This window comes from Streptomyces sp. NPDC030296, assembly GCF_055572815.1.
In genome coordinates, this window is the sequence record NZ_JBVICQ010000002.1 from 557,072 (window position 1) to 579,541 (window position 22,470).

The window sequence follows — 22,470 nt, forward strand, 5'->3', positions numbered from 1 at the left end:
TCCCGCACAACACCCTCTTGTGGGTCCGACCCCGCGCGACCGTATCGCCGCCGAAAGGTTTTCAGCAAGAGGCTTGAAAGCACCGGTAAGTGCTTTCAGTTCGGCGCGAGAAGGTCAACAGCCGGACTTTCCGGCGTAGATCGCCAGTGCGGTGTTCGAGCCGAGGGTGGCGGTGAACTGGCCGGAGCCGTTCACGGACACCGTCGTGTTGTTCTGGACGTTGCAGTACGTGCCGGCCGGGAGCGAGGTCTGGAACGTCCGGGTCAGGCTGCCCGACTCGTGGTTGATGGCCACGAAGCCCTTGCTGCCGCGCCCGAAGGCGATCGCGTCGCCCCCGTTGTCCCACCAGTTGGTGACGGACTGGCCGCGCGTCGCGTTCCGGAAGGGCACCATGCGCAGGATCTCCGGCCAGGCGTGCTGGCACTTCCAGCCGTCCTGCCAGCAGGCGTTGACCGTGCCGCCGTTGGGCGGCCCGGCGTCCGTGGAGGAGAATTCGTAGCCGGAGTTGATGTCCGGGGCCCCGTACGGGTACGCCAGCATGAAGACGTTGGCGAGGGTGTAGGTGGCGTTGTCCTTGTAGCTGAGCGTGGAGCCGTTGCGCTCGGTGTCGTGGTTGTCGACGAAGACACCGGCGACGGAGCTGTTCATATAGCCCCAGCCCTCGCCGTAGTTCTTGAGGTAGGCGAGGTTCTCGTTGTTGAAGACCCGCTTGAGGTCGAACGCGTAGCGGAACTCCTGGACGTCGCCGTTGCCGGTGTACTCGGTCGGCTGGACGGCCTCACCGGCGCCGTAGATGGCCTCCTGCTTCCAGTAGACCGACGGGTTGGTCAGCCGTGACTTGATGGTGGCGAGGTCCGCGGCCGGGATGTGCTTGGCCGCGTCGATGCGGAAGCCGTCGACGCCGTACCCGAGCAGGGTGTTCATGTACCCGGCGATGGCCGAGCGGACGTAGTCCTCGCCGGTGTCCAGGTCGGCGAGGCCCACCAGCTCGCAGTTCTGGACGTTGCCGCGGTCCTGGTAGTCGGTGATCTGCGCGGTGCAGTTGTCGAAGTCGAACGACGAGTACAGACCGGGGTAGGTGTACTTCGTGTACGACGAGCCGCCGGTGCCGGTGCCGCCGCCCGCCGCCATGTGGTTGACGACCGTGTCGACGACGACCTTCACACCGGCGGCATGACACGTGTCGACCATGTGCTTGAACGCGGTGGCGTCACCGAGCCGGCCGGCGATGCGGTAGCTCACCGGCTGGTACGACGTCCACCACTGCGAGCCCTGTATGTGCTCGGCGGGCGGCGAGACCTGGACGTACCCGTAGCCGTTCGGGCCGAGGGTGGTGGTGCACTCCTTCGCCACCGAGGCGAACTTCCACTCGAAGAGGACGGCGGTCACGTCCTTCGTACCGGGCAGGGAGGCGTACGCGCCGCCCGTGGGGACGGTCAGCGCGAGGGACGCGCCCGCCGCGAGGGCGAGCACGCCGGAGAGGGTTCTGCTGGCCATGTGGGGTCCTTCTCCGTTGAAGGGATCCTGGGGGCTCCGAAGGGGAAGTTCGGAGGCGGGTGCGCGCAAGATCCGTTGCTGATTCTTGCTGCAAGATGGCTGAAAACTTTCAACCGCCCAGAAGGTACGAGCCAGTTCGTGGAACGGTCAACCCTCCCGACACACGTTCTTCACGCCTCCGAAATGTCTTCACGGGTACGGAGGTTGGGGAATGGCGCGACCCCTCGGCGCGGATACTCGGGGAGAACTGAGTATGTGCGCTCTGTCGGGCGGTGCCGCGCGGCCGGGACGCTGGCGGCATGACTCGACGACAGAGCAACCCCGCCGCCCAGCTGTTGACGGTTCTCGTGCTGGCCGTGGCGTCATCGGTGATGTGGGCCGCCTGGCTGGGCTGGGACCAGCGGCGGGATGTGCACCCCGACGGTTCGACGACCGGACCGTACGAGGCGTGGCAGGTGATCGGGCTGGTGCTGACCCTGCTCGCGGCCGTGTACTGGGCGGCCTCGCACCGCTACTTCGTGGGCGCGGTGGCCGGGACCACGGCCGGGCTTACCGTCGCCTCGTTCTACGACTGGTCGGACGACGCGAGCGGCCTCTACGGCATCGGCGTGGGCCTGGTCATGCTGGGGAGCCTCGCCGCGACGGCCACCGTCTCCGCGGTGATCGCCGCCGCGAAGGGGGACGGCGGCCGGGTCACGGCATGACGGCCGGGCCCGCGGACGACGACTGAGGCCCGCCGCCCCTTCCGGGGTGGCGGGCCTCAGTGGTCGCGCGTGCGGACCTCGGTGGTCGTGCCGGTCAGGCGGTCGTCCACCACACGGTGGTGTCCGCCGGCAGCTTCGCCTCGTCCCCGGCGACGGTCGGCTCACCGCTGGCGACCAGGACCCGGCCGTACGCGGGGATCGTGACCGACTCGCCCGTGGTGTTGGCGACGCACACGAAGTCGCCCCGGCGGAAGGCGAGGACGCCCTCGGGGGCCTTCAGCCACTCGACGGAGTCGCCCGCGCCGAGGGCGGGCTGCTCACGCCGGACGGCGAGCGCGGTGCGGTACAGCTCCAGGGTGGAGCCCGCGACGCCCGTCTGCGCCTCGACGCTCAGGTCGCCCCACTCGGCGGGCTGCGGCAGCCAGGAGCCTCCCGCGCCGAAGCCGTACGAGGACCCGGTGCGGGTCCACGGGATCGGCACCCGACAGCCGTCACGGAAGCCGTCCTGTCCGGCGCCCCGGAAGTAGGCGGGGTCCTGGCGCACCTCGTCGGGCAGGTCGACGACGTCCGGGAGGCCCAGCTCCTCGCCCTGGTAGACGTAGGCCGAGCCGGGCAGCGCCAGCATCAGCAGCGTCGCCGCCCGGGCGCGGCGCAGACCCAGCTCGCGGTCGCCGGCGAGACGGATCTGCGTGCCGAGGCCGGGCTCGTTGGCGAAGCGGGTGGCGTGGCGGGTCACGTCGTGGTTGGACAGCACCCAGGTGGCGGGGGCGCCCACCGGGCGCATCGCGTCGAGGGTGCGGTCGATGACGACCTTCAGCTCGGCCGCGTCCCAGTAGGTGCCGAGGTACTGGAAGTTGAAGGCCTGGTGCAGCTCGTCCGGGCGGACGTAGTTCGCCGTGCGCTCGACGGTCGGGGTCCACGCCTCGGCGACGAAGATGCGCTCGCCCGCGTACTCGTCGAGCACCAGACGCCACTCGCGGTAGATGGCGTGCACGCCGTCCTGGTCGAAGAACGGCATGACATCGTTGCCCAGCAGCTTGAGCTGCTCGTGGGATCCAAGGTCGGGAAGGCCCTCGGCCTTCACCAGGCCGTGCGCCACGTCGATGCGGAAGCCGTCGACGCCCATGTCGAGCCAGAAGCGCAGGATGGAGCGGAACTCGTCGCCGACGGCCGGGTGCTCCCAGTTGAAGTCGGGCTGCTCGGGCGCGAAGAGGTGCAGGTACCACTCCCCCGGCGTGCCGTCGGGCTCCGTCACCCGCGTCCAGGCCGGACCGCCGAAGATCGACTCCCAGTCGTTCGGCGGGAGCTCGCCGTTCTCGCCCTTGCCGGGGCGGAAGTGGTAGCGGTCGCGCAGCGGCGAGCCGGGACCCTCCGCGACCGCGCGCCTGAACCATTCGTGGTGGTCGGAGGAGTGGTTGGGGACGAGGTCCACGATGACCCGCAGGCCCAGGTCGTGGGCGTCGCGGATGAGGGCGTCGGCGTCCAGCAGATTGCCGAACATGGGGTCGACGGCGCGGTAGTCGGCGACGTCGTACCCGGCGTCGGCCTGCGGGGAGGCGTAGAAGGGGGACAGCCAGACGGCGTCCACACCGAGATCGCGCAGATAGGGCAGGCGGGAGCGTACGCCCTCCAGGTCACCCATGCCGTCGCCGTTGCTGTCGGCGAAGCTGCGCGGGTAGACCTGGTAGATCACCGCGTCCCGCCACCAGTCGCGGCGGGAGGCGACCGTGGCGAGCGCGGAGTTGTCGGCCGGGTCGATGGCGGAGTGCTGGCTCATGACGTCCTTGGTACGTAAGGGAGTGCGGGGCATCGGAGTCTCGGATCGGTCGACGAGGCGGCCGCGGTGACAGCGGGGTCGGATGGGCACCGCGGCCGCCGCCCGTACGGCAAGGCGTACGGGAGTCTTCAAGGTGGCGGGCTCAGCCCTTGGTGCCACCGGCGGTCAGACCCGTGACCAGGTTCTTCTGCACGAGGTAGAAGAACGCGGAGACGGGGATCGCGACGAGGACCGCCGTGGCGAACATGAGGTTCTGCTGGGCGTCGTGCTCACTGACGAAGCTCTGCAGGCCGACCGCGAAGGTGTACTTCGTGTCCGACAGCATGAACGTCGAGGCAAAGGCGACCTCCCCGAACGCGGTGATGAAGCTGTAGAACGCGGCCACCGCCAGCCCGGGCTTGGCGAGCGGCAGGATGAGCCGCGCGAACGTGCCGAAGGGGGTCAGCCCGTCGACGCGTCCGGCCTCGTCGATCTCGAACGGGATCGTGTCGAAGTACCCCTTCAGCAGCCAGGCGCAGTACGGCACGGCCGTCGAGCAGTAGACGAGGACGAGACCAAGGTAGCTGTCGATGAGCTGGAGTTCCGACAGGATCTCGTACATCGGCACCATCAGTACGGCAACCGGGAACATCTGGGTCACCAGGAGCACCCACATGAACTTGCGGTAACCCGGGAACCGCATGCGGGAGACCGCGTAGCCGGTGGTCGCGGAGATCAGCACACCGATGATCGTCGTGCCGAGCGACACGACGAGGGTGCTGACCAGCCAGTCGAAGAACGCCGTCTTCTGCAGCACGAACGCGTAGTTGTCGAACGTCATCTTGCCCGGGATGCGACCGGGGTGCAGATAGTCGTCCTTGTCCGGGCCGAGGGAGAGGAAGACCAGCCAGGCGATCGGGAAGAGCGCGACCAGGCTCGCCACGATGAGGACGGCGTGCGAGGTGAGGGAGCCGGCGAGGCCGCGCTCACCGCGCCCGCGCGTCGCGCGCGGGGTGGCGTTCGGCGCCGGCGAGGGGTCCGCCGCAGCCGTGGTCTTGACGGTCGTGGTGCTCATGGGGGCTCCTGCCTCAGATCGCGAGCTGCTGCTCATCGCGGTTCAGCCAGCGGCGGTAGACGGAGGTGAAGACGATCAGGATGGCCAGCAGCAGGATGCCGTAGGCGGCCGACTGTGCGAAGTCACGCGGCTGCTGACCGAAGCCGAGGTAGTACGCCCAGGTCACGAGGATCTGCGCCTCGGGCGCGGTGTCGCCGAACAGCAGGAAGATGACGGCGAACTGGTTGAAGGTCCAGATCACCCCGAGCAGGACGACGGTGGAGCTGACCGAGCGCAGACCCGGCAGGGTGACGTAGCGGAAGCGCTGCCAGGCGCTCGCGCCGTCCATCTCGGCGGCCTCGTACAGGGAGGCGTCGATGGACTGGAGGCCGCCGAGCAGCGAGACCATCATGAACGGCACACCGCACCAGGTGTTCACCATGATCGCGGCGAACCGCTGCCAGAAGGTGTCCTCCAGCCACAGCGGGGCCGGCAGGTGCAGTGCTTCGAGGCCGGCGTTGATGATGCCGCCGTCGGCGAGCATGAACCGCCACCCGAACACGGTGACGAAGGTGGGCACCGCCCAGGGCAGGACCAGGATCAGCCGGTAGAAGGTGCGGCCGCGCAGCTTCTGGTTGAGCAGCAGCGCGAGGCCGAGGCCGATGACGTAGTGCAGGGTGACGCAGAGCGCCGTCCAGACGATCGTCCAGATGAAGTGCGACCAGAAGCGGTCGTAGGCGGTGGGGCCCCACAGGATGTCGGCGTAGTTGTCGAAGCCGATGAACTCGTAGGTCGCCTCGATGTGGTTGACGCCGATGGTGCGCGCCGAGTTGAGGCTGTTGGCGTTGGTGAGCGTGAGGTAGAAGCCGCGGACCAGCGGATACACCACGAGGACACCGAGCACGACGACCACCGGGGCGATCATCGCGTAGGCGTACCAGTGGCGCTGGTAGGAGTGCTTCAGACGCGACAGCGGACCCGGGCGCCCGCCCGGCTCACCGCGGCGCTTGCCGGTCGCTCGGTCGATGGCGACTGTCATCGTTCGACACCTTCTGGAAGATCACTGGAAGATCGGGCTGGCTGGTACGCGGGCCGGTTCCGGCTGGTGCGCGGGCCGGTGGCCGCCGCGTCCGTCCCCCCACAGGTCGGTCGGACGCGGCGGCCACACGGGGTCACTTGCTGTAGTCCGGGACCAGCTTGGCGATCGAGGTCTCCGCGCTGCTCAGCCCCTTGTCCAGGGACTTCTTGCCACCGGCGATGGCGAGCAGCTCGGTCTCGAGCGGGCCCCACAGCGAGCTGTACTCGGGCAGCTCGGGACGCGGCTGGGCGGCGGCGAGGACCGTCTGGTAGCCGGCGATGCCCGGGTCGGCCTTGACCTCGGTCGTGTAGGCGTCGTCACGCGTGGGCAGCGTGGAGTTCTTCAGGGCGATGGTCTCCTGGGACTTCGCCGAGGTCATGAACTTCACGAACTTCAGCGAGGCCTCCTGGTGCGCCTTGTCGGAGCCGGCGTAGACCGAGAGGTTGTGGCCGCCGGTCGGGGCGCCCGCCTTGCCGGTGGAGCCGGCCGGGACGGTGGCGATGCCCAGGTTGGCCTTGTCCTTGAACGCGGCGCCCTTGTAGAAGTTCGTGATCTCCCACGGGCCCTGGACGATCGAGGCGACCTTGCCGTTGACGAAGGCGTCCTGGATGTGGGCGTAGGCGTCGGCGGTGGTGTCCGCCTTGTGCAGGCCCTTGCCGTCGAACAGGCTCAGCCAGGTCTCGTAGCCCTTCACGGCCGCGGGGGACTTGACCGTGATCTTCTTGGCGGCGACGTCGACGGTGTCGGCGCCCTCGCCGTAGAGGAAGGACTGGGCGTAGTACGCCTGGGTGGAGCCCCAGTAGCCGTCGACGCCGGTCTTGCTCTTGATGGTGGCGGCGGCCTTCTTCAGGTCGGCCCAGCTCTTGGGGGCCTCCTTGATGCCGGCCTTCTCGAACAGCTCCTTGTTGTAGACCAGCGCGAGGGTGTCGGTGACGAACGGGACGCCGTAGGTCTTGCCGTCGTACTGGGCCTGCTTGATCAGGTTGGGCTGGAACTTGTCCTGGTCCGCGAGGGCCTCGGTGCCGTCCAGCGGCAGGAAGAAGCCCTTCTTGGCGAAGGCGGGCGTCCAGCCGACCTCGGAGCGCAGGATGTCCGGGGCGCCCTTGGAGCCGGCGGCGGTGTCGAACTTGTTCTGCGCCTGGTCGAAGGGCACGTTGACGTACTTGACCTTGATGTCCTTGTTGGCGGCCTCGAACTCCTTGACCAAGGCCTTGTACGTCGGTGCCTCATTGGTGGCGTTGGACGTGTCCCACCAGGTGATGGTGACCGGACCGCCGGCCGAGTCGCCGCTGTCACTTCCGCCGCAGGCCGTCGCCGCGAGGGCGAGGGACGCCACCAGCGCGGTGGCCGCTATGCCACGCCGCATGAGATCTCCTTGAGGGTTAAGCCCGTGTGCTGGGAGGAAGGCCCCGTCCGACCCCCTCCGAGTGCCGGCGCGTCGTCGCCGCCGCCGGGCGTGGCCGAACGTAACAGCGATGTAAGCCGGACGAAAGACCTTGCTGCAAAAAAATGCAAGAAGCGGTGATGGTTACTCCGTCGTGACCTGCGCTCAACTACCCCGCAACCCGGTATCGGGGCCGATCAAGGTGGGTGTGGGCGGTCGTGAAAGACTCTGCAAGCTCTTGCCACACGATGGCAGGGACGGGAATCATCAGCCCGTCAGCTCTTGCGAATTCCATCTCTTCGCGCAGGGGCGCCCCCACGGACACCGACCAGAATCACGAGGGACCGCGATGACGCAGCAGCCCGCAGTGGGCCGCACCCCCGCCCGTACCCGACGCCGGGGCGGTGGGCAAGCGGATGCCCGGCCGGTACAGTCCGGTCCTGTGACCACACGGCTTGCCGACATCGCAACCCAGGCGGGGGTCAGCGAGGCGACTGTCAGCCGCGTCCTGAACGGGAAGCCGGGCGTCGCCGCGACCACTCGCCAGTCCGTCCTGGCCGCCCTCGACGTACTGGGCTACGAGCGGCCGGTACGGCTGCGGCAGCGCAGCGCGGGTCTGGTGGGCCTCATAACCCCGGAGCTGGAGAACCCGATATTCCCGGCGCTGGCCCAGGTCATCGGGCAGGCACTGACCCGGCAGGGTTACACCCCGGTCCTCGCCACCCAGACTCCCGGCGGATCCACCGAGGACGAGTTGACGGAGATGCTCGTCGACCGCGGTGTCGCCGGCATCATCTTCGTCTCCGGGCTCCACGCGGACACCTCCGCGGACATGCAGCGCTATGAGCAACTGCGCGCGCAGGGCGTGCCCTTCGTGCTCGTCGACGGGTTCTCCCCCAAGGTGCAGGCGCCTTTCATCTCGCCGGACGACCGCGCGGCGATGAGTCTGGCGGTGACGCATCTGGCGTCACTGGGCCACACCCGCATCGGTCTGGCCCTCGGCCCCAAGCGGTTCGTGCCCGTGCAGCGCAAGATCGAGGGGTTCGTCCGCACGATGCAGGAGCTGTTGGGCCTGGACGCCGCGGCCATCGAGACCGAGCTGGTCCAGCACTCCCTCTACACCCTGGAGGGCGGTCAGGCGGCGGCGACGGCACTCATCGACCGGGGCTGCACGGCGGTGGTGTGCGCGAGCGACATGATGGCGCTGGGCGCCATCCGGGCGGCCCGGCAGCGGGGCCTGGAGGTCCCCCGGGACGTCTCGGTGGTCGGCTTCGACGACTCCCCGCTGATCGCCTTCACCGACCCGCCGCTGACGACGATCCGCAAGCCGGTCCCGGCGATGGGGCAGGCGGCGGTGCGCACGTTGCTGGAGGAGATCGGCGGGACTCCGGCGCCGCACAGCGAGTTCGTGTTCATGCCGGAGCTGGTGGTGCGGGGGTCGACCGCTTCGGCGCCTGGGGACCGCAGTCGTCCTTGAGGCGGAGAGAACGGGGGTGGGGACAATACGTGCGTATGAGACGACCCCTGGTGGGACCCCGGAGAATGTGCGGAGAGAACCCGACCAGAGGATGATCGGTGGGGGATGGCTTATCTGGCAGACTCTGTGCCCATGGGTGAAACGACCGTGACGACACTGGAGGAAGGCCGGGAGCAGGCCGCTCCGCGGTCCGTCACGGACGCGCCGGAGCAGCGGCGTCTGCAGCGGCTGAGGGCTCCGCGCCGCCCGCGTGTCTGGTTCGAGATCCTGCTGATCGCGGTGAGCTACTGGACCTACTCGCTGATCCGCAACGCGGTCCCGGAGCAGAAGGCCCAGGCCCTCACCAACGCCGACTGGATCTGGAAGGTCGAGCACCACCTGGGGATCGCGGTCGAGCAGACGATCAACCATGCGGTGAATTCGGTCACATGGCTGATCGTCGGCATGAACTACTACTACGCGACGCTGCACTTCGTGGTCACGCTCGGTGTCCTGGTGTGGCTCTACCGTAGTCATCCCGGTCGTTACGCGGCGACGCGTCTGGTGCTGTTCGCGACGACGGCGGTGGCCCTGGTCGGCTACTACTTCTACCCGCTGGCCCCGCCGCGCCTGATGACCGGCGAGCACTTCATCGACACGGTCGTGGTGCACCAGACCTGGGGCTCCATGGCGTCCGGCGACCTGAAGAACATGTCCAACCAGTACGCGGCCATGCCCTCCATGCACATCGGCTGGTCCCTGTGGTGCGGCCTGACGATCTTCGCGCTGGCCTCGGTGCCGTGGGTGCGGGTGCTGGGCCTCCTCTATCCCGCGCTGACGCTCGTGGTCATCGTCGCCACCGCCAACCACTTCTGGCTGGACGCGGTCGGTGGCATGCTCTGCCTGGCCTTCGGCTACGCGGTGGCACGGCTCTGGTACGGATCGATGCCGTACGCGCTGCCGCGTCAGGTGACCGTGGGTGACGGGGGCCGCATCATGGCGCCGGTGAAGGCGTAGCGCGGCGCACCGCGCCCATCACGGCGCACCGCGCCGATCCCACGGTCGCCGGGTTCAGCCCACCTGAAGGCGGTCGGCGAGGCCCGCGTCGGTCAACGAGGCGATCAGTTCGCCGCGGCCCTCGGTGAAGTGGCCCCAGCTGTCGCAGTGGACCGGCACGACCCGGCGGGCGCCGAGGATCCGCGCGGCTTCGGCGGTCTGGGCGCCGTCATGGACGAGCAGGGCGTTGTCGAAGATGCCGATGCGGGGAGCGCCCGCGAACATCACCACGGTGTCCACCGGACCGAACCGCTCCGCTGCCTCCTTGACCACCGCCAGTGAGGCGTGTCCCCGGTGACATGGACGGTGGAGAGGTCGGGGGCGGTCAGCACGACCCGATGACCTCGCCCGAGACAGCCTCGACCGCCTGCGTCCCTAGCGCTTCCGGCCCGTGCAGCGCGGGGGTGGCCGTGACGGTGACGGTGCCGCCGCCGGGGCGGCGCAGTTCCGTGGACTCCCAGGGTGCGAGGTCCCGCGCGGTCCCCTGAAGGCTTGGGCCAGCGGTCCGGCCTGTCATCCCCGTGGCGCCGTTGAAAGGCACGGGGCGCAGCCCCGGTCGCTTTTCAGGGGCGCGGGGAACTGCGCGAGAAACCACAACGAGCCCGCACCCTCCGACGAACCGCGCACCCCCGAGACATCAGGCGCCCGGCCCCGACCCCTACGCGCCCGGCCCCCACCCTCACGTGCCGTAGAACAAGTCCTCCACCACCGCCCGAGCCCGCCGCGTAGTTCTCCGGTAGTCGTCGAGCATGTCCCCCACATGCCCCGGCCCGTACCCCAGGTAACGCCCCACCGCGGCCACCTCACGGCTGTCGGACGGGAACGTGTCGCCGGCCCGCCCCCGGACCAGCATGACCGCGTTGCGGACACGCGTCGCGAGGACCCACGCCTCGTCGAGGGTCGCCGCCTCCTCGTCCGTGACGAGGCCGGCCTCCCGCGCCGCGCCCAGCGCGGCCCGCGTACGGGTCGTGCGCAGGCCCGGCACGCGCCGCCCGTGACGGAGCTGGAGGAGCTGGACGGTCCACTCGACGTCGGAGAGACCGCCGCGGCCGAGCTTGGTGTGGAGGGTCGGGTCGGCGCCGCGCGGCAGCCGCTCCGATTCCATGCGGGCCTTCAGCCGGCGGATCTCGCGGACCGCGTCCTCCGCGAGGCCGTCCGCCGGATAGCGGAGCGGGTCGATGAGGTCGACGAAGCGGCGGCCGAGATCCTCGTCCCCGGCGACCGGCTCGGCCCGCAGCAGGGCGTGGGACTCCCAGACCAGGGACCACCGGCGGTAGTACGCCTCGTACGAGTTCAGGGTCCGCACGACGGGGCCGGACTTGCCCTCGGGGCGCAGGTCGGCGTCGATGAGGAGCGGCGGGTCGGCGCTGGGGAGCTGGAGCAGGCGGCGCATCTCGGCGACGACCGTGTTCGCGGCGCGGGCCGCCTCCTGCTCGTCGGCGCCCTCCCACGGCTCATGGACGAACAGGACGTCGGCGTCGGAGCCGTAGTTCAGTTCGTGGCCGCCGAAGCGGCCCATGCCGATGACGGCGAACCGGGTGGGCAGGGTGTCGCCCCAGCCCTCGCGGACGACCGCGCGCAGGGTGCCCGCGAGGGTCGCCGCGGTGAGGTCGGAGATCGCGCCGCCGACGAGGTCGACCAGCGCGCCCTGGTCGGCGGTGGCCGGGGACGCCTCGGTGCCGTAGGAGCCGACGATGTCCGCGGCGGCCGTACGGAAGAGTTCGCGGCGCCGTACGCCGCGTGCGGCCGTGACGCCCTGGGCGGCGCCGTCGGCGCGGCCGACGGCGGCGAGGATCTCCTGTTCGAGGTGGGCGCGGCCGCGGGGTTCCAGGCCGCCGGCGCCGCCGTCGCCGTCGCCGAGGAGGGCGACGGCCTCGGGGGCGCGCATGAGGAGGTCGGGGGCGAGGCGCCCGGCGGACAGGACCCGGGCGAGGTTCTCTGCGGCGGCGCCCTCGTCGCGCAACAGCCGCAGATACCAGGGGGTCTTGCCGAGGGCGTCGGAGACCTTGCGGAAGTTGAGGAGTCCGGCGTCCGGGTCGGCGGAGTCGGCGAACCAGCCCAACAGGACGGGCAGGAGGGTGCGTTGGATGGCGGCCTTGCGGGTGACGCCGGAGGCAAGGGCCTCCAGGTGGCGCAGGGCGGAGGCCGGGTCGGCGTAGCCGAGCGCGACGAGCCGTTCGCGGGCCGCGTCGGCGCTCAACCTTGCCTCACCGGGCGCGAGTTGGGCGACGGCGTCGAGGAGCGGTCGGTAGAACAGCTTCTCGTGCAGTCGCCGTACGACGGCCGCGTGGCGCCGCCACTCGCGATGCAGCTCGGCGACCGGCTCGGTGCGCAGGCCCAGCGAGCGGCCGATGCGCCGCAGGTCGTTCTCGTCCTCGGGGACGAGGTGGGTGCGGCGCAGCCGGTAGAGCTGGATGCGGTGCTCCATGGAGCGCAGGAAGCGGTAGGCGGCGTCGAGTTGGGCGGCGTCGACGCGGCCCACGTATCCGCCGGCGGCGAGTGCGCCCAGCGCGTCGAGGGTGGTGCCGCTGCGCAGCGAGGTGTCGGCGCGCCCGTGGACCAGCTGGAGCAGCTGCACGGCGAACTCGACGTCCCGCAGGCCGCCCGGCCCCAGCTTCAGCTGGCGGTCGATCTCGGCGGCCGGGATGTTCTCGACGACCCGGCGGCGCATGCGCTGTACGTCGGCCACGAAGTTCTCCCGCTCGGCCGCCTTCCACACGAGGGGTTCGAGCGCGGTGACGTACTGCTCCCCCAGGTCGAGGTCCCCGGCCACCGGACGGGCCTTCAGCAGGGCCTGGAACTCCCAGGTCTTCGCCCACCGCTGGTAGTAGGCGAGGTGGCTGCTGAGCGTCCGTACGAGCGGGCCGTTGCGGCCCTCCGGCCGCAGGTTGGCGTCGACGGGCCAGATGCTGCCCTCGACGGTCGTCTCGGAGCAGATCCGCATCATGTGCGAGGCGAGCCGGGTGGCCGCGCGGATGGCCGCCTGCTCGTCGGCGCCGTCGGCGGTCTCCCCGACGAAGATGACGTCGACGTCGGAGACGTAGTTCAGCTCGTGGCCGCCGCACTTGCCCATCGCGATCACCGCGAGCCGGCACAGCGCCGCGTCCTCGGGCGCGGCCGCGCTCGCCATGGCGAGGGCGGCGCGGAGGGTGGCGGTGGCGAGGTCGGCGAGTTCGGCGGCGGCCTGGGCGACATCGGTGGTGCCGCACACGTCACGGGCGGCGATCGACAGCAGACAGCGGCGGTAGGCGACCCGCAGGGAGACGGGGTCGGTGGCCTCGGCGAGGCCGCGTTCGAACTCCTCGACCCCCGGATGCAGGTCCTGCGGTTCGTAGGTGACGAGCGCCTGCCAGTCGTGCGGGTGCCGTGCGAGGTGCTCGCCCAGTGCGGCGGAGGCCCCGAGCACCCCCAGCAGCCGGTCCCGCAGCGGCTTCGCCGCGGTCAGTGTGTCCAGCACCTTGCGCCGGTCCGTGTGGTCCGGCTGCCTCTCCAGCAGCCGGACGAGCCCCGCGAGCGCGAGGTCCGGATCGGCGGTCGCCCCCAGCGCGTCCAGCAGCACCGGATCACTGCGTACGGTCGCCAGCTCCGTACTCTCCAGCAGCCGCTCGGCCGCCGAGGGGTCCGTGAAACCGTGCCGCAGCAGTCGCGAGAACGTGCTGCTCCTGCGCCCCGGCGCCGTCATCCCCGGCCTCCCGCATCGATCGAGCCCGATCAAGGATCAAGGTCGTACGGCCTGAGCCTAACCGGAGTACCTGGGGCAAGCGTCGGTCGGATGGGCGGGGGATTCGGTGGGGAGGGGTGGAGCGAGGGGCGTGGGTGGCTGTGGTGGAGAGGTGGGCCGATGAGGGGATACGGGCGGAGCGGCCGGATCTGGCGCCGTCTAGGGGGCCCGATGGGGATGAGCCGGAGGGAACCGGACGGAGCGCGACCCGGCGCGGCAGCGGAACCCGAAGCGGTGTCGGGAACGACCGAGGCGGAACCGGAAGCGGTGTCGGGAACGACCGAGGCGGAACCGGAAGCGGTGGCGGGAGCGGGAGCGTACGAAGCGGAAGCGGTGGCGGGAGCGGGAGCGGACGAGGCGGGAGCGGTGGCGGGAGCGGGAGCGGAAGTGGCGGCGGGGGCGAGGTCGGACGGGGCGGGATCCGGAGGGGCCGCGGGAACGGGCGGGGCGCGGTCGGAGCGGGTGGTGTGGGAGCCGGTGGTGGCCACCGTTCTGCTGGAGTGCGTGGGGCTCGGCTTCTCCGCGGCCGTCGCCCTGGTGGGGTGGCCGTTCGGGTGGCTGCCCGATCCCGGCCTCGCCGCCCTGATGACGACCCTGGTCGCGGTGGGGCCCGCGGCGGAGCTGTACCGGGCGGGGGCACGGCCACGCGGGCCGGCCGTGATCGCCGCGCTGCTCGCCCTGATGACGGTCACCGTGCTGGTGGCGGCGGCGGTGACCTGGGCCGTTCCGGTCCTGACCGCGTCGCGAGGCGCCGCCCTGGCCGTCGGTCACCTCGTGGCGCTGCCGGCCGGGGTGGCGGTGCTGGCCCGGTTCCTCGGCAGGGAGGCGAAGGGCTGACGTCGGGCCGGCCCGGCAGGACGGGCGCGGGCGCGCCCATCAGACGACGCCCGTCGCGGCGTACCGGCAGCCTTCGAGGCGGCGGTACCACCACACGTCGGGCCGCCACTCCCGGCGTACGTCGGCGAACGGGTCGGGGAGGGTGCGGTCCAGGTAGACCGCGTCGAGGGCGGCGACCTTGCGCCCCAGCTCGGTGCGGGGCCGACGCGGAAGGCCGCGAAGAACGGCGCCGAGGACGTCACGCGCGTGCCGCACGTCCAGGAGTGAGCAGCCGCGGCACGCGCACTCCTCCAGGAACGGATAGCGGGGCCGGCGGCCGGGAGGCATGAGGAACGCCCGGTAGCGCCGGAGCGCTCGGTCGGTGACGCCGGGGAAGACGTCGTAGTGGTGCGACAGGGCCTCGAACCGGTGGACGGCGAGGCTGGTGCGGGCCGAGAGGCCGTGGATGCGGTCCGGTGAGGGCGTGTCCCACCGGAACGGACGGTGTCGTACGCGCCGTGCCGCGCGCAGTGCGCCGGGCCGGTTACGCGGCATCGGCCTTTCGGTGGACGGTGGAGACGTCGACGTATGCGGTCATGAGCGCATCATGACGCAATCTCGCGACCCATGGCACGCGACCACGCACACGCACTGCCCACGACACCGCCGCAGCGGGAAGACAGCCGGTGGCTGCTCCCACTGCGGCGGGTCCGCGTGAAAGCCTGTGGGTGCGCCCTACAGCACCGGCAGGTTCTTCCGCAGCTCGAACGCGGTGACCTCGGAGCGGTACTCCTCCCACTCCTGCTTCTTGTTGCGCAGGAAGTGTTGTGGTCCGTGAGCGATCTCGGGCGAACGACGTCGATGCAGCGCTGGCAGTTGGCCGAGCAGTCGTCGTTGGTCGTCGTTGGTCGCCTTGGGCCGCCCTTTGACGGCCCACAGACGGCCCCGCTCATGCGCATCGGCAGATTTACAGACCGTGCACGAGGCACCCCCTGAGCTGGGCTGTCAGCCCTCTACCTACTCGCTGCCCCAGGGAGGTCCCACAACTACTCCTACTACGCAGGTGGATGCAGCTCTACGTGATGGACATGCGTGAACTGGACAACCGACGCAGGCTGCGTGCCCAGCTATGCCAGCCGGGGCCGAGATGCAGATTCCACCTTCCCGACGCACCATGAGGAGGAGAACCGATCACCTGACCTTAGGGGACTTTGATGGACGTCTCTGAATTCGAGCCAGCCCGAAAGATCGAGGTGAAAACGGAGGACGGAAAGTCCGCTGGTCAGGTTAGGGCAGTGCACGCCAAGGGCGATGAGGCCGTTTTCGCGCAAGTAGATTCAGGCCTACTGATTCCACTCCAAAGGGCAAATCTGGAAAACGATACACTGACCGTCCCCTATAAGATTCAGCAAATAGAGCGGGCACCGAGTCTGAGTGACGACGACCAGGTCTTGACTGCCGGCCAAAGCAAGGCCGCAGCGGATCACTACAATGAGGGGTCAATCGAAGTCGCCGACAGAAGCCAAGCTACGGGAAAGGTAGGGAGCCAGCGAGAGATCCTCGAAGAAGAGGATTCCCGGATAGTAATCAAGAATCTCCCTCCGCGCGTGGTGTACCGGCCGGGGTACTAGGAGCCCTCATGGCCATCACAGGACCGGATCCAGAGATGCCCGACGACAACAGGACGGCATTGCTGTTCGCTAATCGCTCGATTCGAGATGCCGCAAAATGGCTCATAGGCAGTTTTGCAGCTGTCGGGGCAGCTCTGCTTGCGGGCAGCCAGCTGTCCAACGTCGGCAAGCTGGAGCCAGGTTCGAGACTCTTTATAGCCATAGCAGGGGCGATCCTTGGCCTTGTTGCTGTGGTCTGGGCCATATGGATAGCCGTGCGACTCCTCCTTCCCGTTACGGTCACAGTGGAGGAACTTGCATCAAATTGGGAGCCACCCGCAGACAAACCGTGGCTCGATAAAGATTTAAGAAAAAAGAGGAAGAGCAGGAAGAGGATAGAGCCTGCGATCACTTTCTTCGGCACACACGGAAAGTATTTGCAAGGTTTCGACAGCCCGCAGAAAATTATAGACGAGAGAGAAAAGGAAAATAGGGCCCTAATGGCGCTGGGAGAGGATGCCGACGAAGCTCAGCGCAAGGAGAAAATCGAGGATATAGAAAAACTAGATGAACGCATTATCGACATAGAAGCCATGTCGCAGACACGGGTGCTCGAAGGGCAGTTTCGCCGCTCGCTGAGAACCCTCCTCATGGCTACGTCAGTCGCCGCTCTTGGGATTGTCGCGTTCGCCTGGGCATCTAACCCTCCGGCCCCGAAGGAGCCCTTTGCGGTTCTAAAGAATGCCAAGCTAGTCAACGCAAATCTACGGGATGCCGACCTAACGAGAGCTAAGCTCGACAATGCCGACTTGACGGGTGCGGACCTTACTGGCGCAAAGCTGGAAGGGGCATCAATCGTTGGCGTTAAGTGGAAAAACACAACATGCCCCGATGGAAAAAACAGCGATAAGGTCGGCGATAGCTGCGCCGGCCATTTGACCGCAAGTAAATAAGAAGCTCGTCTCAGAACTGAAGAACCACAATGCCCGCAATATCGCGACTGACCTCCGGAGGGGCAGAATTTCCCACTATCGCGTCTCGGACGTACTGCGGAACCTCATTTCGCCAACCCTGAAGGAAGTATGACGACGATATATCGACCTTCTCCCAAGCTGACCCCGCATAGTTGAATATCATTGTTCGCATAGCTAGCTGAAAAATCGTCAGAGCCACTTTACGGGCGCCGGACTCGGGACCAGTTACGAAATTCCGCAGGACTGGGCCGATCGGGCGGGAGAGCCAATCTGTGCTGCTGTTCGGGTCGGCAATATCTTCGAGGGGCGACGAAAATTGAAACGCATTTTCACCTACAGACTCAGGTAGCAGCGAAAGCTTTTTGGCTCCGATGCCGTCTATGATGGAAACGCTGGCACGAGAACAGCGATGGCAGGTGTCATCATGCACTCGCGATCCGCACGTTAAACCCGCCCGGTACGAGGTATCGCCACAGTACAAGATGTACGCCGCAGGTACTTCGAAGTGAGCAGCAGTTTGCATCAGGCGCGCAATTTGATGTCCGCCTCGATAGTTGAAGTCCACATACCATCTGCCCCGCTCGCGCTTCAGACTCTTCGCCTGAACTAGCATGCCGAAGCAGTCGCCAGACGGATCTATCCACCACCATAGCCAGTCGGCTCCAAGCTCACCCTCTTGGTTCTGTGTGAACTCGATCGGGCGAACATGTGGCGCAGAATGCTGAAACAGGATGTCGGTTACGGTCACCTCGCGCCAAAAAAGCCCACTGTTCCACATGAACTTCATGTGGTCTTCTGCGGCCTGCCTTCCTTTCACCAGGGAGGAAAACAATTCAGGATCATTCATTGGCGTCCCAAGTGCTAGTTTAAGGGTTGGAGGCTTCGAGGGTCGCGATCACGGTCGCCGGATCACCGTCGTACAGCACATGCGGTTCGTCTGCCTGCGGGGGGATGAACCGGGTGCGATACCGTTGTAGGTCGCTTTCCGAGAAGTAGATGGAATTGGGATCATTCGCATGGAACTCGTTGCGCTTGCTGATCCTTGCCCACAGCTCGTCATGGCTGACTGCGAGGTAGACCAGCACAGGAGTTGCGCCAACATCCGTGGCGATGGTTCGCCATTTATCCCGGTCCTCCGGGGTCCAAAAGCCGTGATCAACCACGACATCGTGCCCGGCCTTGAGGTGCTCTCGGAGGTCGACCGCCACGTCTTCGAGGACGGGTCGCTCAAGGACAGGGAAGATGCCTCGGGGGAAGTCCACGCCATAGACACCGTGTCGGCGGAACATCTCTTCGTCTGGGCACAGTCGTATGAACCCACGGGCTGTTAGGGCGCGGGAAAGAGTCGTCTTACCAGAGCCGGGGAGCCCGGCCATAAGGACGCAGTACGGTGGATGTAGTGGCATCGGTTTCGTCACGGGTCGGGAGATGGCGGACACCTCCGCCTCGACTTCGGGCGTGATTGTGCCAGCTCTCCGGGCTTTAGGGGGTCCTTCCTGGCGGTCCCCAAGCGCACTCACTAGTTGGCTGCCCACGAGGGTCACGAGGTGACCTCCGACTCTGTGCGCCATGTCCGGCCGGGACCGCCGAGGTCCACGCCGTACTCAACGATGCTGCCCTCGCTGTCCACGAACTTGGCTGTCATCACGACCACCGGGTCCGTCGGCGGGTGGTCAGGGTCCAACTCCAGAAGGCGGGCGTACTCCGGTGTCACCAGGCGCGCGGAAGCGGTGTCGATGCGGTGACTGATTGGGTGACCAGTTGCCTGGGCGATGAGCTGGAGCGACGTTCCCCCTGTCAAACGCTCGCTCTCTGCCAGCTGAGGGATCAGCTTCCCGTACCGAGCGGGAATCCACGACGTACTGTGAGCGACGATGCCGTGCCGGTCCCGGTAAACGCGGCTACGGCGCACCACGTCGGATCCGGGTTGAATGTCCAGCGCTTGTGCCACTTCTTCGGGTGCGGGCACCACGTCAGCCTGATGCGAGTCGGATCGCTCGCCTGCCCCCCAGCTAGATCCGGTACGGCGTCCCCGGTCCTGCCTCTGCGCCCCGGACGACATCGGGGCCGGCTGGTCCAGCACTTCGGTCCCGATGCCGTGGATGCCACGGACGAGCCCCTCGTTGCGCAGCTTGCGCAGGGCTTTCTCGGCTGTCGCCGTGCTCACCTTCCACTCTTCCGAGAGGTTCTTGATGCTCGGCAACAGAGTGCCCGGCTGTAGCTGACCAGACGTAATCAGCTCCGCGTAGTGGGCGGCGATCCTCGCGTATGGCGCCCGATTGTCGGCCTGGCCTGCCATGTTGTCCGCTCCCTGTCGTCACTTCCCTGGGGTTCCCTAGCTTACTGCTTGACACCGCAGGGAACCCTAGGGAACCTTAGGGATGTGCCCGCCGGTCGGTTCACCGGACAGCGGGTGCCGGACCTCAATACGCCCTGAACCAGGGCCCATTGAGGTCAAGGGGTCCGGGACAGAGCGGGCCGAGGGCGCACCCGACCCTGGTCATTCGGGAGGGCTTAGACCGAAAGGTCACGTCTCCATACGCCTACAACGGGGTCATGCCGCGCTACCTGATACGGGCGCGGCACCCCCGAAGGAGACATGCACGTCGCCCCGGCATTCAGCCGTGAAGGGCGCGAGATCGAATCTCGCTCGGGGCGCTCCGACCGTTTCTGCGGCCGTGCCGCGCGTTCCGCGTGGCTGATCACCCCACAACGGCGCGCACCCCCGGAGGGCCAACTCCAGGGGTGCTGTTCGGGCCGTTTCACCTGCTAGGGAGACCACGACCCATGAAGTCCATCGTGACTGTTCAGGACGCTGTTACCGCGTTCGCCGACTGGATCGAACCGACCGACGCGGAGTTGGACGCGATCGAGGAGGAGATGCCCGCGATTCTGGCGGAGGTCGACCTGCTCGACGCGCAGATCATCACCCTCGACCGCACCCCGACCGAGCTGGACGCCCGCCGCATCCGCCGGGCCCGCAACCGCGTGCTGGCCGCGCGGCGGGACCTGGCCAACCACGCCGTCGGCGCGATGCTGCCGGGAGGTGCCGCGTGAGCGCCACCGACCCGAAGCTGACCGCCGCGCACGCCGAGGTGAAGGCGGAGATCGCCCGGACCGACACCAAGACCGGCCTGCTGCTGGCGTTCGTCGGCGCGGTCCTGGCCGGCGCCTGGACGGTCGCCAAGGACATGCCGCTCACCCCCGCCGCGTACGCGGTCGGCGGGTTCGGGATGGCGCTGCTGGTCGCGGCGGCCAGTCTGCTGCTGCGGTCGGTGCGGCCGAACCTCAAGGGCCGGCACGGTTTCCCGCTGTGGGCGACGCTGACCGCCGAGGAGATCACGACCACCCTGGCGGGCGGCGACCTCAGCGCGGACATCGCGGGCCTGTCCCGCCTCGCCGTCGTCAAGTTCACGAGCCTGCGTCGCGCGGTCGACCTGACCTGTGCGGGCGGGGCCCTGCTCATCGTCGCAGCCCTGATCGCTGCCGGGAGTGCGGCATGAGTGAGCGCCGGGAGCTGACGAAGCCGCAGATCGCCGTGCTGGCCGCCGCGTTCGTGCCGATGCTCGCCACCGGTGTGGCGGGCGGGTACGGCACGTACAGCAACATCAGCCACGCCTACGGCAAGGGAACCGCCCTCGGCGCGGTCGCGGCCGGTGAGGGCGCAACAGCCGTTCTCGCCCTGGTCCTGCTGGGGCTGACCATGCTGGGGCAGTCCTCCCCGCGCGTGGTCCGCACGGGCTTGTGGGTGCTGCCGGCCGCCGCGTCCGTGATGGCCGCGATGGCCGCGCCGGACCTGGGCCGGACGGTCATCTTCGCCCTGACACCGCTGGGTATGTCGGTGTCGGCGGAGGGCATGGCGTTCCTCGCCCGGCGGATCGTCGTGCACACCGACGGCCGGGACGCGGAGAACGAGCGGCGTACCGCCGATCTGGTGCAGGCGCTCGCCTACCACCACGCCCGCGCCGCCAACCACCCCAGCGACCTGGTCAAGCGATGGTCAGAGCGCAAGTCGTGGCGCCTGGTCCGCAAGGTCGGTGTCGGCGATGTGGCGCTCGGATCGAGGCTGCTGGACGTGCAGCGCGATCGGGTCACCGCCGGCGCGGACGCCGCACTCGCGTCGATGCTCGACACCACCACCGCCCCCGATCCCAACCCGTTCGCGAATGCGGAGGAATCTACCGAGACCGCAATGAAACGGTCTACGGCTGATCTGCGGGAATCGACCCCTGCCCCGGAGGTGACACTGACCCGGCTGTCGGTGCCCGATCCGGTCGCCGTCGACCTGGGCAAGTCGATTCCTCCGCTCAAGCCACTGCCCGCCATACCCGCCCCGATCGAGCCCGCCGCCCCGGCCCCGGTACGGCGGACGGTTCCGGCGGAATCGACCCGGCCGCGCCGGGCAACCGGCAGGCTTCCCGAGGCGGCCCGATCGCCCCGGCCCAAGCGCACCCCGGACGAGCTGCTCGCCGAGGCACGGACGGCGACGGCTGGTCTGCCGGATGCCAAGGTGACCGCCGAGGGCATCCGCCGTGCGATCCGCACCTCGCCGGCCAACGCCCGCAAGCTGCGGGATGCCCTGCTCGCTGAGCGGGCCACCGCGTCGGCGATCTGATGGCCACGCTGCCGGTCTACCGATGGCACCTCGCCCCGGACGGCTACGCCACCCGCCGCCAACTCCGGGCGCGCGGCCTGCGGCCCGGCGGCCAGGACGTGGCCGCGCAGTTGGAGCGTCCCCGCCGCCAGCGGGGGCCGCTGGTCGCCTACCTGTACCGCGTCGACCTGGCCAAGCCAGTGCGACCCATGACTCCCGCGAAGTGGGCGGCGCTCGCCAAGGCCAACGCTGCCCGCCGCCTGTGTCCGGCCTGCCGGCGCGATGCCGGATACGTCATCCCCACCTCGCTCGGCACCTGCGTGCCCTGCGATTCCCCTTCCCCCTCACCTGGGAGTGCGACATGAGCAACTCCGACATCCGCCGCCTTGACCGAGAGATCCGGGCGACCACGAAGAAGCTGGAAGCCGTGCGGCGGGGTGAGTGGTGGCCGCTGACCAGCCGTGAACGCCTGTCCATGACCCGTGCCATGGCCGGCGGTGCGCGCAGCGTCCACAAGGGCCGCAGCACGACCGGTGCCGAGGACCGCATGGACTCCATCGGTTCCGCCGTCGAGATGCGGCTGAACGCGGAGCTGACCGCCCTGCACGGTGAGCGTCAGCGCCTGATCACCGAGGCCGCCCGCGCCAAGGCCGCCAAGAAGTCGTCCCGCTGGTTCTGACCAGCCACATGCCGGGGTGGCCGCCCCTGCCACGGACACGGCCACCCCGGCTTTCCTCAACTCCCGCCCCGATCGGGGCAGTCAGGAGCAG

General features: G+C 68.6%; 21 protein-coding genes and 2 pseudogenes. 11 read left to right on the top strand and 12 right to left on the bottom strand.

Features of this window, described 5'->3' with window-relative positions; all coding sequences use genetic code 11:
• Positions 1-114 precede the first annotated feature (114 nt).
• Positions 115-1,497 carry an alpha-amylase gene (locus ACZ4Z3_RS06440; RefSeq protein WP_468499933.1) on the bottom strand — a complete coding sequence of 461 codons (1,383 nt, stop codon included), beginning with the start codon at positions 1,495-1,497 and terminating at the stop codon, positions 115-117.
• A 299-nt stretch (positions 1,498-1,796) separates the two neighbouring features.
• On the opposite strand from ACZ4Z3_RS06440, the gene ACZ4Z3_RS06445 reads away from it, so the two are divergent.
• Positions 1,797-2,201 (top strand): hypothetical protein, encoded by a 405-nt coding sequence (locus ACZ4Z3_RS06445; protein WP_468499934.1) that lies wholly within the window; start codon positions 1,797-1,799, stop codon positions 2,199-2,201.
• A 94-nt stretch (positions 2,202-2,295) separates the two neighbouring features.
• Here the strand turns inward: ACZ4Z3_RS06445 and ACZ4Z3_RS06450 are convergent, their stop codons facing one another.
• The 4 genes from ACZ4Z3_RS06450 to ACZ4Z3_RS06465 all read right to left on the bottom strand — a co-directional run bounded on the left by ACZ4Z3_RS06450 (position 2,296) and on the right by ACZ4Z3_RS06465 (position 7,455).
• Positions 2,296-3,978: a glycoside hydrolase family 13 protein gene (locus ACZ4Z3_RS06450; RefSeq protein WP_468499935.1), complete on the bottom strand. Its 1,683-nt coding sequence runs from the start codon at positions 3,976-3,978 to the stop codon at positions 2,296-2,298.
• Positions 3,979-4,120: 142 nt separating this feature from the next.
• Positions 4,121-5,032, bottom strand: a complete 912-nt coding sequence (locus ACZ4Z3_RS06455; protein WP_468499936.1) for a sugar ABC transporter permease — start codon at positions 5,030-5,032, stop codon at positions 4,121-4,123.
• A gap of 13 nt (positions 5,033-5,045) precedes the next feature.
• A complete protein-coding gene (locus tag ACZ4Z3_RS06460; RefSeq protein WP_099963980.1) occupies positions 5,046-6,050 on the bottom strand; it encodes a carbohydrate ABC transporter permease in 1,005 nt (334 codons plus the stop codon).
• 133 nt (positions 6,051-6,183) lie between these two features.
• Entirely contained in the window at positions 6,184-7,455 is a 1,272-nt protein-coding gene (locus ACZ4Z3_RS06465) for an extracellular solute-binding protein (RefSeq protein WP_468499937.1), read from the bottom strand.
• Positions 7,456-7,915: 460 nt separating this feature from the next.
• On the opposite strand from ACZ4Z3_RS06465, the gene ACZ4Z3_RS06470 reads away from it, so the two are divergent.
• Positions 7,916-8,950, top strand: coding sequence for a LacI family DNA-binding transcriptional regulator (locus tag ACZ4Z3_RS06470; protein WP_468499938.1), 1,035 nt, complete (start codon positions 7,916-7,918; stop codon positions 8,948-8,950).
• 132 nt (positions 8,951-9,082) lie between these two features.
• Entirely contained in the window at positions 9,083-9,946 is an 864-nt protein-coding gene (locus tag ACZ4Z3_RS06475; RefSeq protein WP_468499939.1) for a phosphatase PAP2 family protein, read from the top strand.
• Positions 9,947-10,000: 54 nt separating this feature from the next.
• Here ACZ4Z3_RS06475 and ACZ4Z3_RS06480 read toward each other — a convergent pair.
• A pseudogene (locus ACZ4Z3_RS06480) lies at positions 10,001-10,502 on the bottom strand (MBL fold metallo-hydrolase); the annotation flags it as partial.
• A 162-nt stretch (positions 10,503-10,664) separates the two neighbouring features.
• Positions 10,665-13,667 (bottom strand): bifunctional [glutamine synthetase] adenylyltransferase/[glutamine synthetase]-adenylyl-L-tyrosine phosphorylase, encoded by a 3,003-nt coding sequence (locus ACZ4Z3_RS06485; RefSeq protein ID WP_468499940.1) that lies wholly within the window; start codon positions 13,665-13,667, stop codon positions 10,665-10,667.
• A gap of 519 nt (positions 13,668-14,186) precedes the next feature.
• On the opposite strand from ACZ4Z3_RS06485, the gene ACZ4Z3_RS06490 reads away from it, so the two are divergent.
• Positions 14,187-14,543, top strand: coding sequence for a hypothetical protein (locus tag ACZ4Z3_RS06490; protein WP_468499941.1), 357 nt, complete (start codon positions 14,187-14,189; stop codon positions 14,541-14,543).
• Positions 14,544-14,582: 39 nt separating this feature from the next.
• Here ACZ4Z3_RS06490 and ACZ4Z3_RS06495 read toward each other — a convergent pair whose 3' ends face one another.
• Together ACZ4Z3_RS06495 and ACZ4Z3_RS06500 are read right to left on the bottom strand one after the other, a co-directional pair.
• On the bottom strand, positions 14,583-15,077 hold the full coding sequence (locus ACZ4Z3_RS06495) for a hypothetical protein (protein ID WP_468499942.1): 495 nt from the start codon (positions 15,075-15,077) through the stop codon (positions 14,583-14,585).
• Between the two features lie 180 nt (positions 15,078-15,257).
• Positions 15,258-15,434 (bottom strand): annotated as a pseudogene (locus tag ACZ4Z3_RS06500) (glutamine synthetase); the annotation flags it as partial.
• Between the two features lie 302 nt (positions 15,435-15,736).
• Between ACZ4Z3_RS06500 and ACZ4Z3_RS06505 the strand changes: the two are divergent.
• Both ACZ4Z3_RS06505 and ACZ4Z3_RS06510 read left to right on the top strand, forming a co-directional pair.
• The gene (locus tag ACZ4Z3_RS06505; RefSeq protein WP_468499943.1) at positions 15,737-16,153 is read left to right on the top strand and encodes a hypothetical protein; all 417 of its coding nucleotides are present in this window, start codon (positions 15,737-15,739) and stop codon (positions 16,151-16,153) included.
• 8 nt (positions 16,154-16,161) lie between these two features.
• On the top strand, positions 16,162-17,085 hold the full coding sequence (locus ACZ4Z3_RS06510) for a pentapeptide repeat-containing protein (protein ID WP_468499944.1): 924 nt from the start codon (positions 16,162-16,164) through the stop codon (positions 17,083-17,085).
• Between the two features lie 10 nt (positions 17,086-17,095).
• Here ACZ4Z3_RS06510 and ACZ4Z3_RS06515 read toward each other — a convergent pair whose 3' ends face one another.
• The 3 genes from ACZ4Z3_RS06515 to ACZ4Z3_RS06525 form a co-directional block, all read right to left on the bottom strand.
• Positions 17,096-17,953 (bottom strand): hypothetical protein, encoded by an 858-nt coding sequence (locus ACZ4Z3_RS06515; protein WP_468499945.1) that lies wholly within the window; start codon positions 17,951-17,953, stop codon positions 17,096-17,098.
• 19 nt (positions 17,954-17,972) lie between these two features.
• A complete protein-coding gene (locus ACZ4Z3_RS06520) occupies positions 17,973-18,512 on the bottom strand; it encodes a P-loop nucleotide/nucleoside kinase family protein (RefSeq protein ID WP_468500213.1) in 540 nt (179 codons plus the stop codon).
• A gap of 134 nt (positions 18,513-18,646) precedes the next feature.
• A complete protein-coding gene (locus tag ACZ4Z3_RS06525; protein WP_468499946.1) occupies positions 18,647-19,405 on the bottom strand; it encodes a GntR family transcriptional regulator in 759 nt (252 codons plus the stop codon).
• A gap of 488 nt (positions 19,406-19,893) precedes the next feature.
• Between ACZ4Z3_RS06525 and ACZ4Z3_RS06530 the strand changes: the two genes are divergently transcribed.
• The 5 genes from ACZ4Z3_RS06530 to ACZ4Z3_RS06550 are packed head-to-tail and all read left to right on the top strand — an operon-like array spanning position 19,894 to position 22,379.
• Entirely contained in the window at positions 19,894-20,163 is a 270-nt protein-coding gene (locus tag ACZ4Z3_RS06530) for a DUF6284 family protein (RefSeq protein WP_468499947.1), read from the top strand.
• On the top strand, positions 20,160-20,609 hold the full coding sequence (locus ACZ4Z3_RS06535; RefSeq protein WP_468499948.1) for a Pycsar system effector family protein: 450 nt from the start codon (positions 20,160-20,162) through the stop codon (positions 20,607-20,609). The genes ACZ4Z3_RS06530 and ACZ4Z3_RS06535 overlap by 4 nt, the downstream gene beginning before the upstream one ends.
• Positions 20,606-21,721 carry a conjugal transfer protein gene (locus ACZ4Z3_RS06540; protein ID WP_468499949.1) on the top strand — a complete coding sequence of 372 codons (1,116 nt, stop codon included), beginning with the start codon at positions 20,606-20,608 and terminating at the stop codon, positions 21,719-21,721. The genes ACZ4Z3_RS06535 and ACZ4Z3_RS06540 overlap by 4 nt, the downstream gene beginning before the upstream one ends.
• Positions 21,721-22,065: an RRQRL motif-containing zinc-binding protein gene (locus ACZ4Z3_RS06545; protein WP_468499950.1), complete on the top strand. Its 345-nt coding sequence runs from the start codon at positions 21,721-21,723 to the stop codon at positions 22,063-22,065. Before ACZ4Z3_RS06540 ends, ACZ4Z3_RS06545 begins: the two co-directional genes overlap by 1 nt.
• On the top strand, positions 22,062-22,379 hold the full coding sequence (locus tag ACZ4Z3_RS06550) for a hypothetical protein (RefSeq protein WP_468499951.1): 318 nt from the start codon (positions 22,062-22,064) through the stop codon (positions 22,377-22,379). The genes ACZ4Z3_RS06545 and ACZ4Z3_RS06550 overlap by 4 nt, the downstream gene beginning before the upstream one ends.
• Positions 22,380-22,470 lie beyond the last annotated feature (91 nt).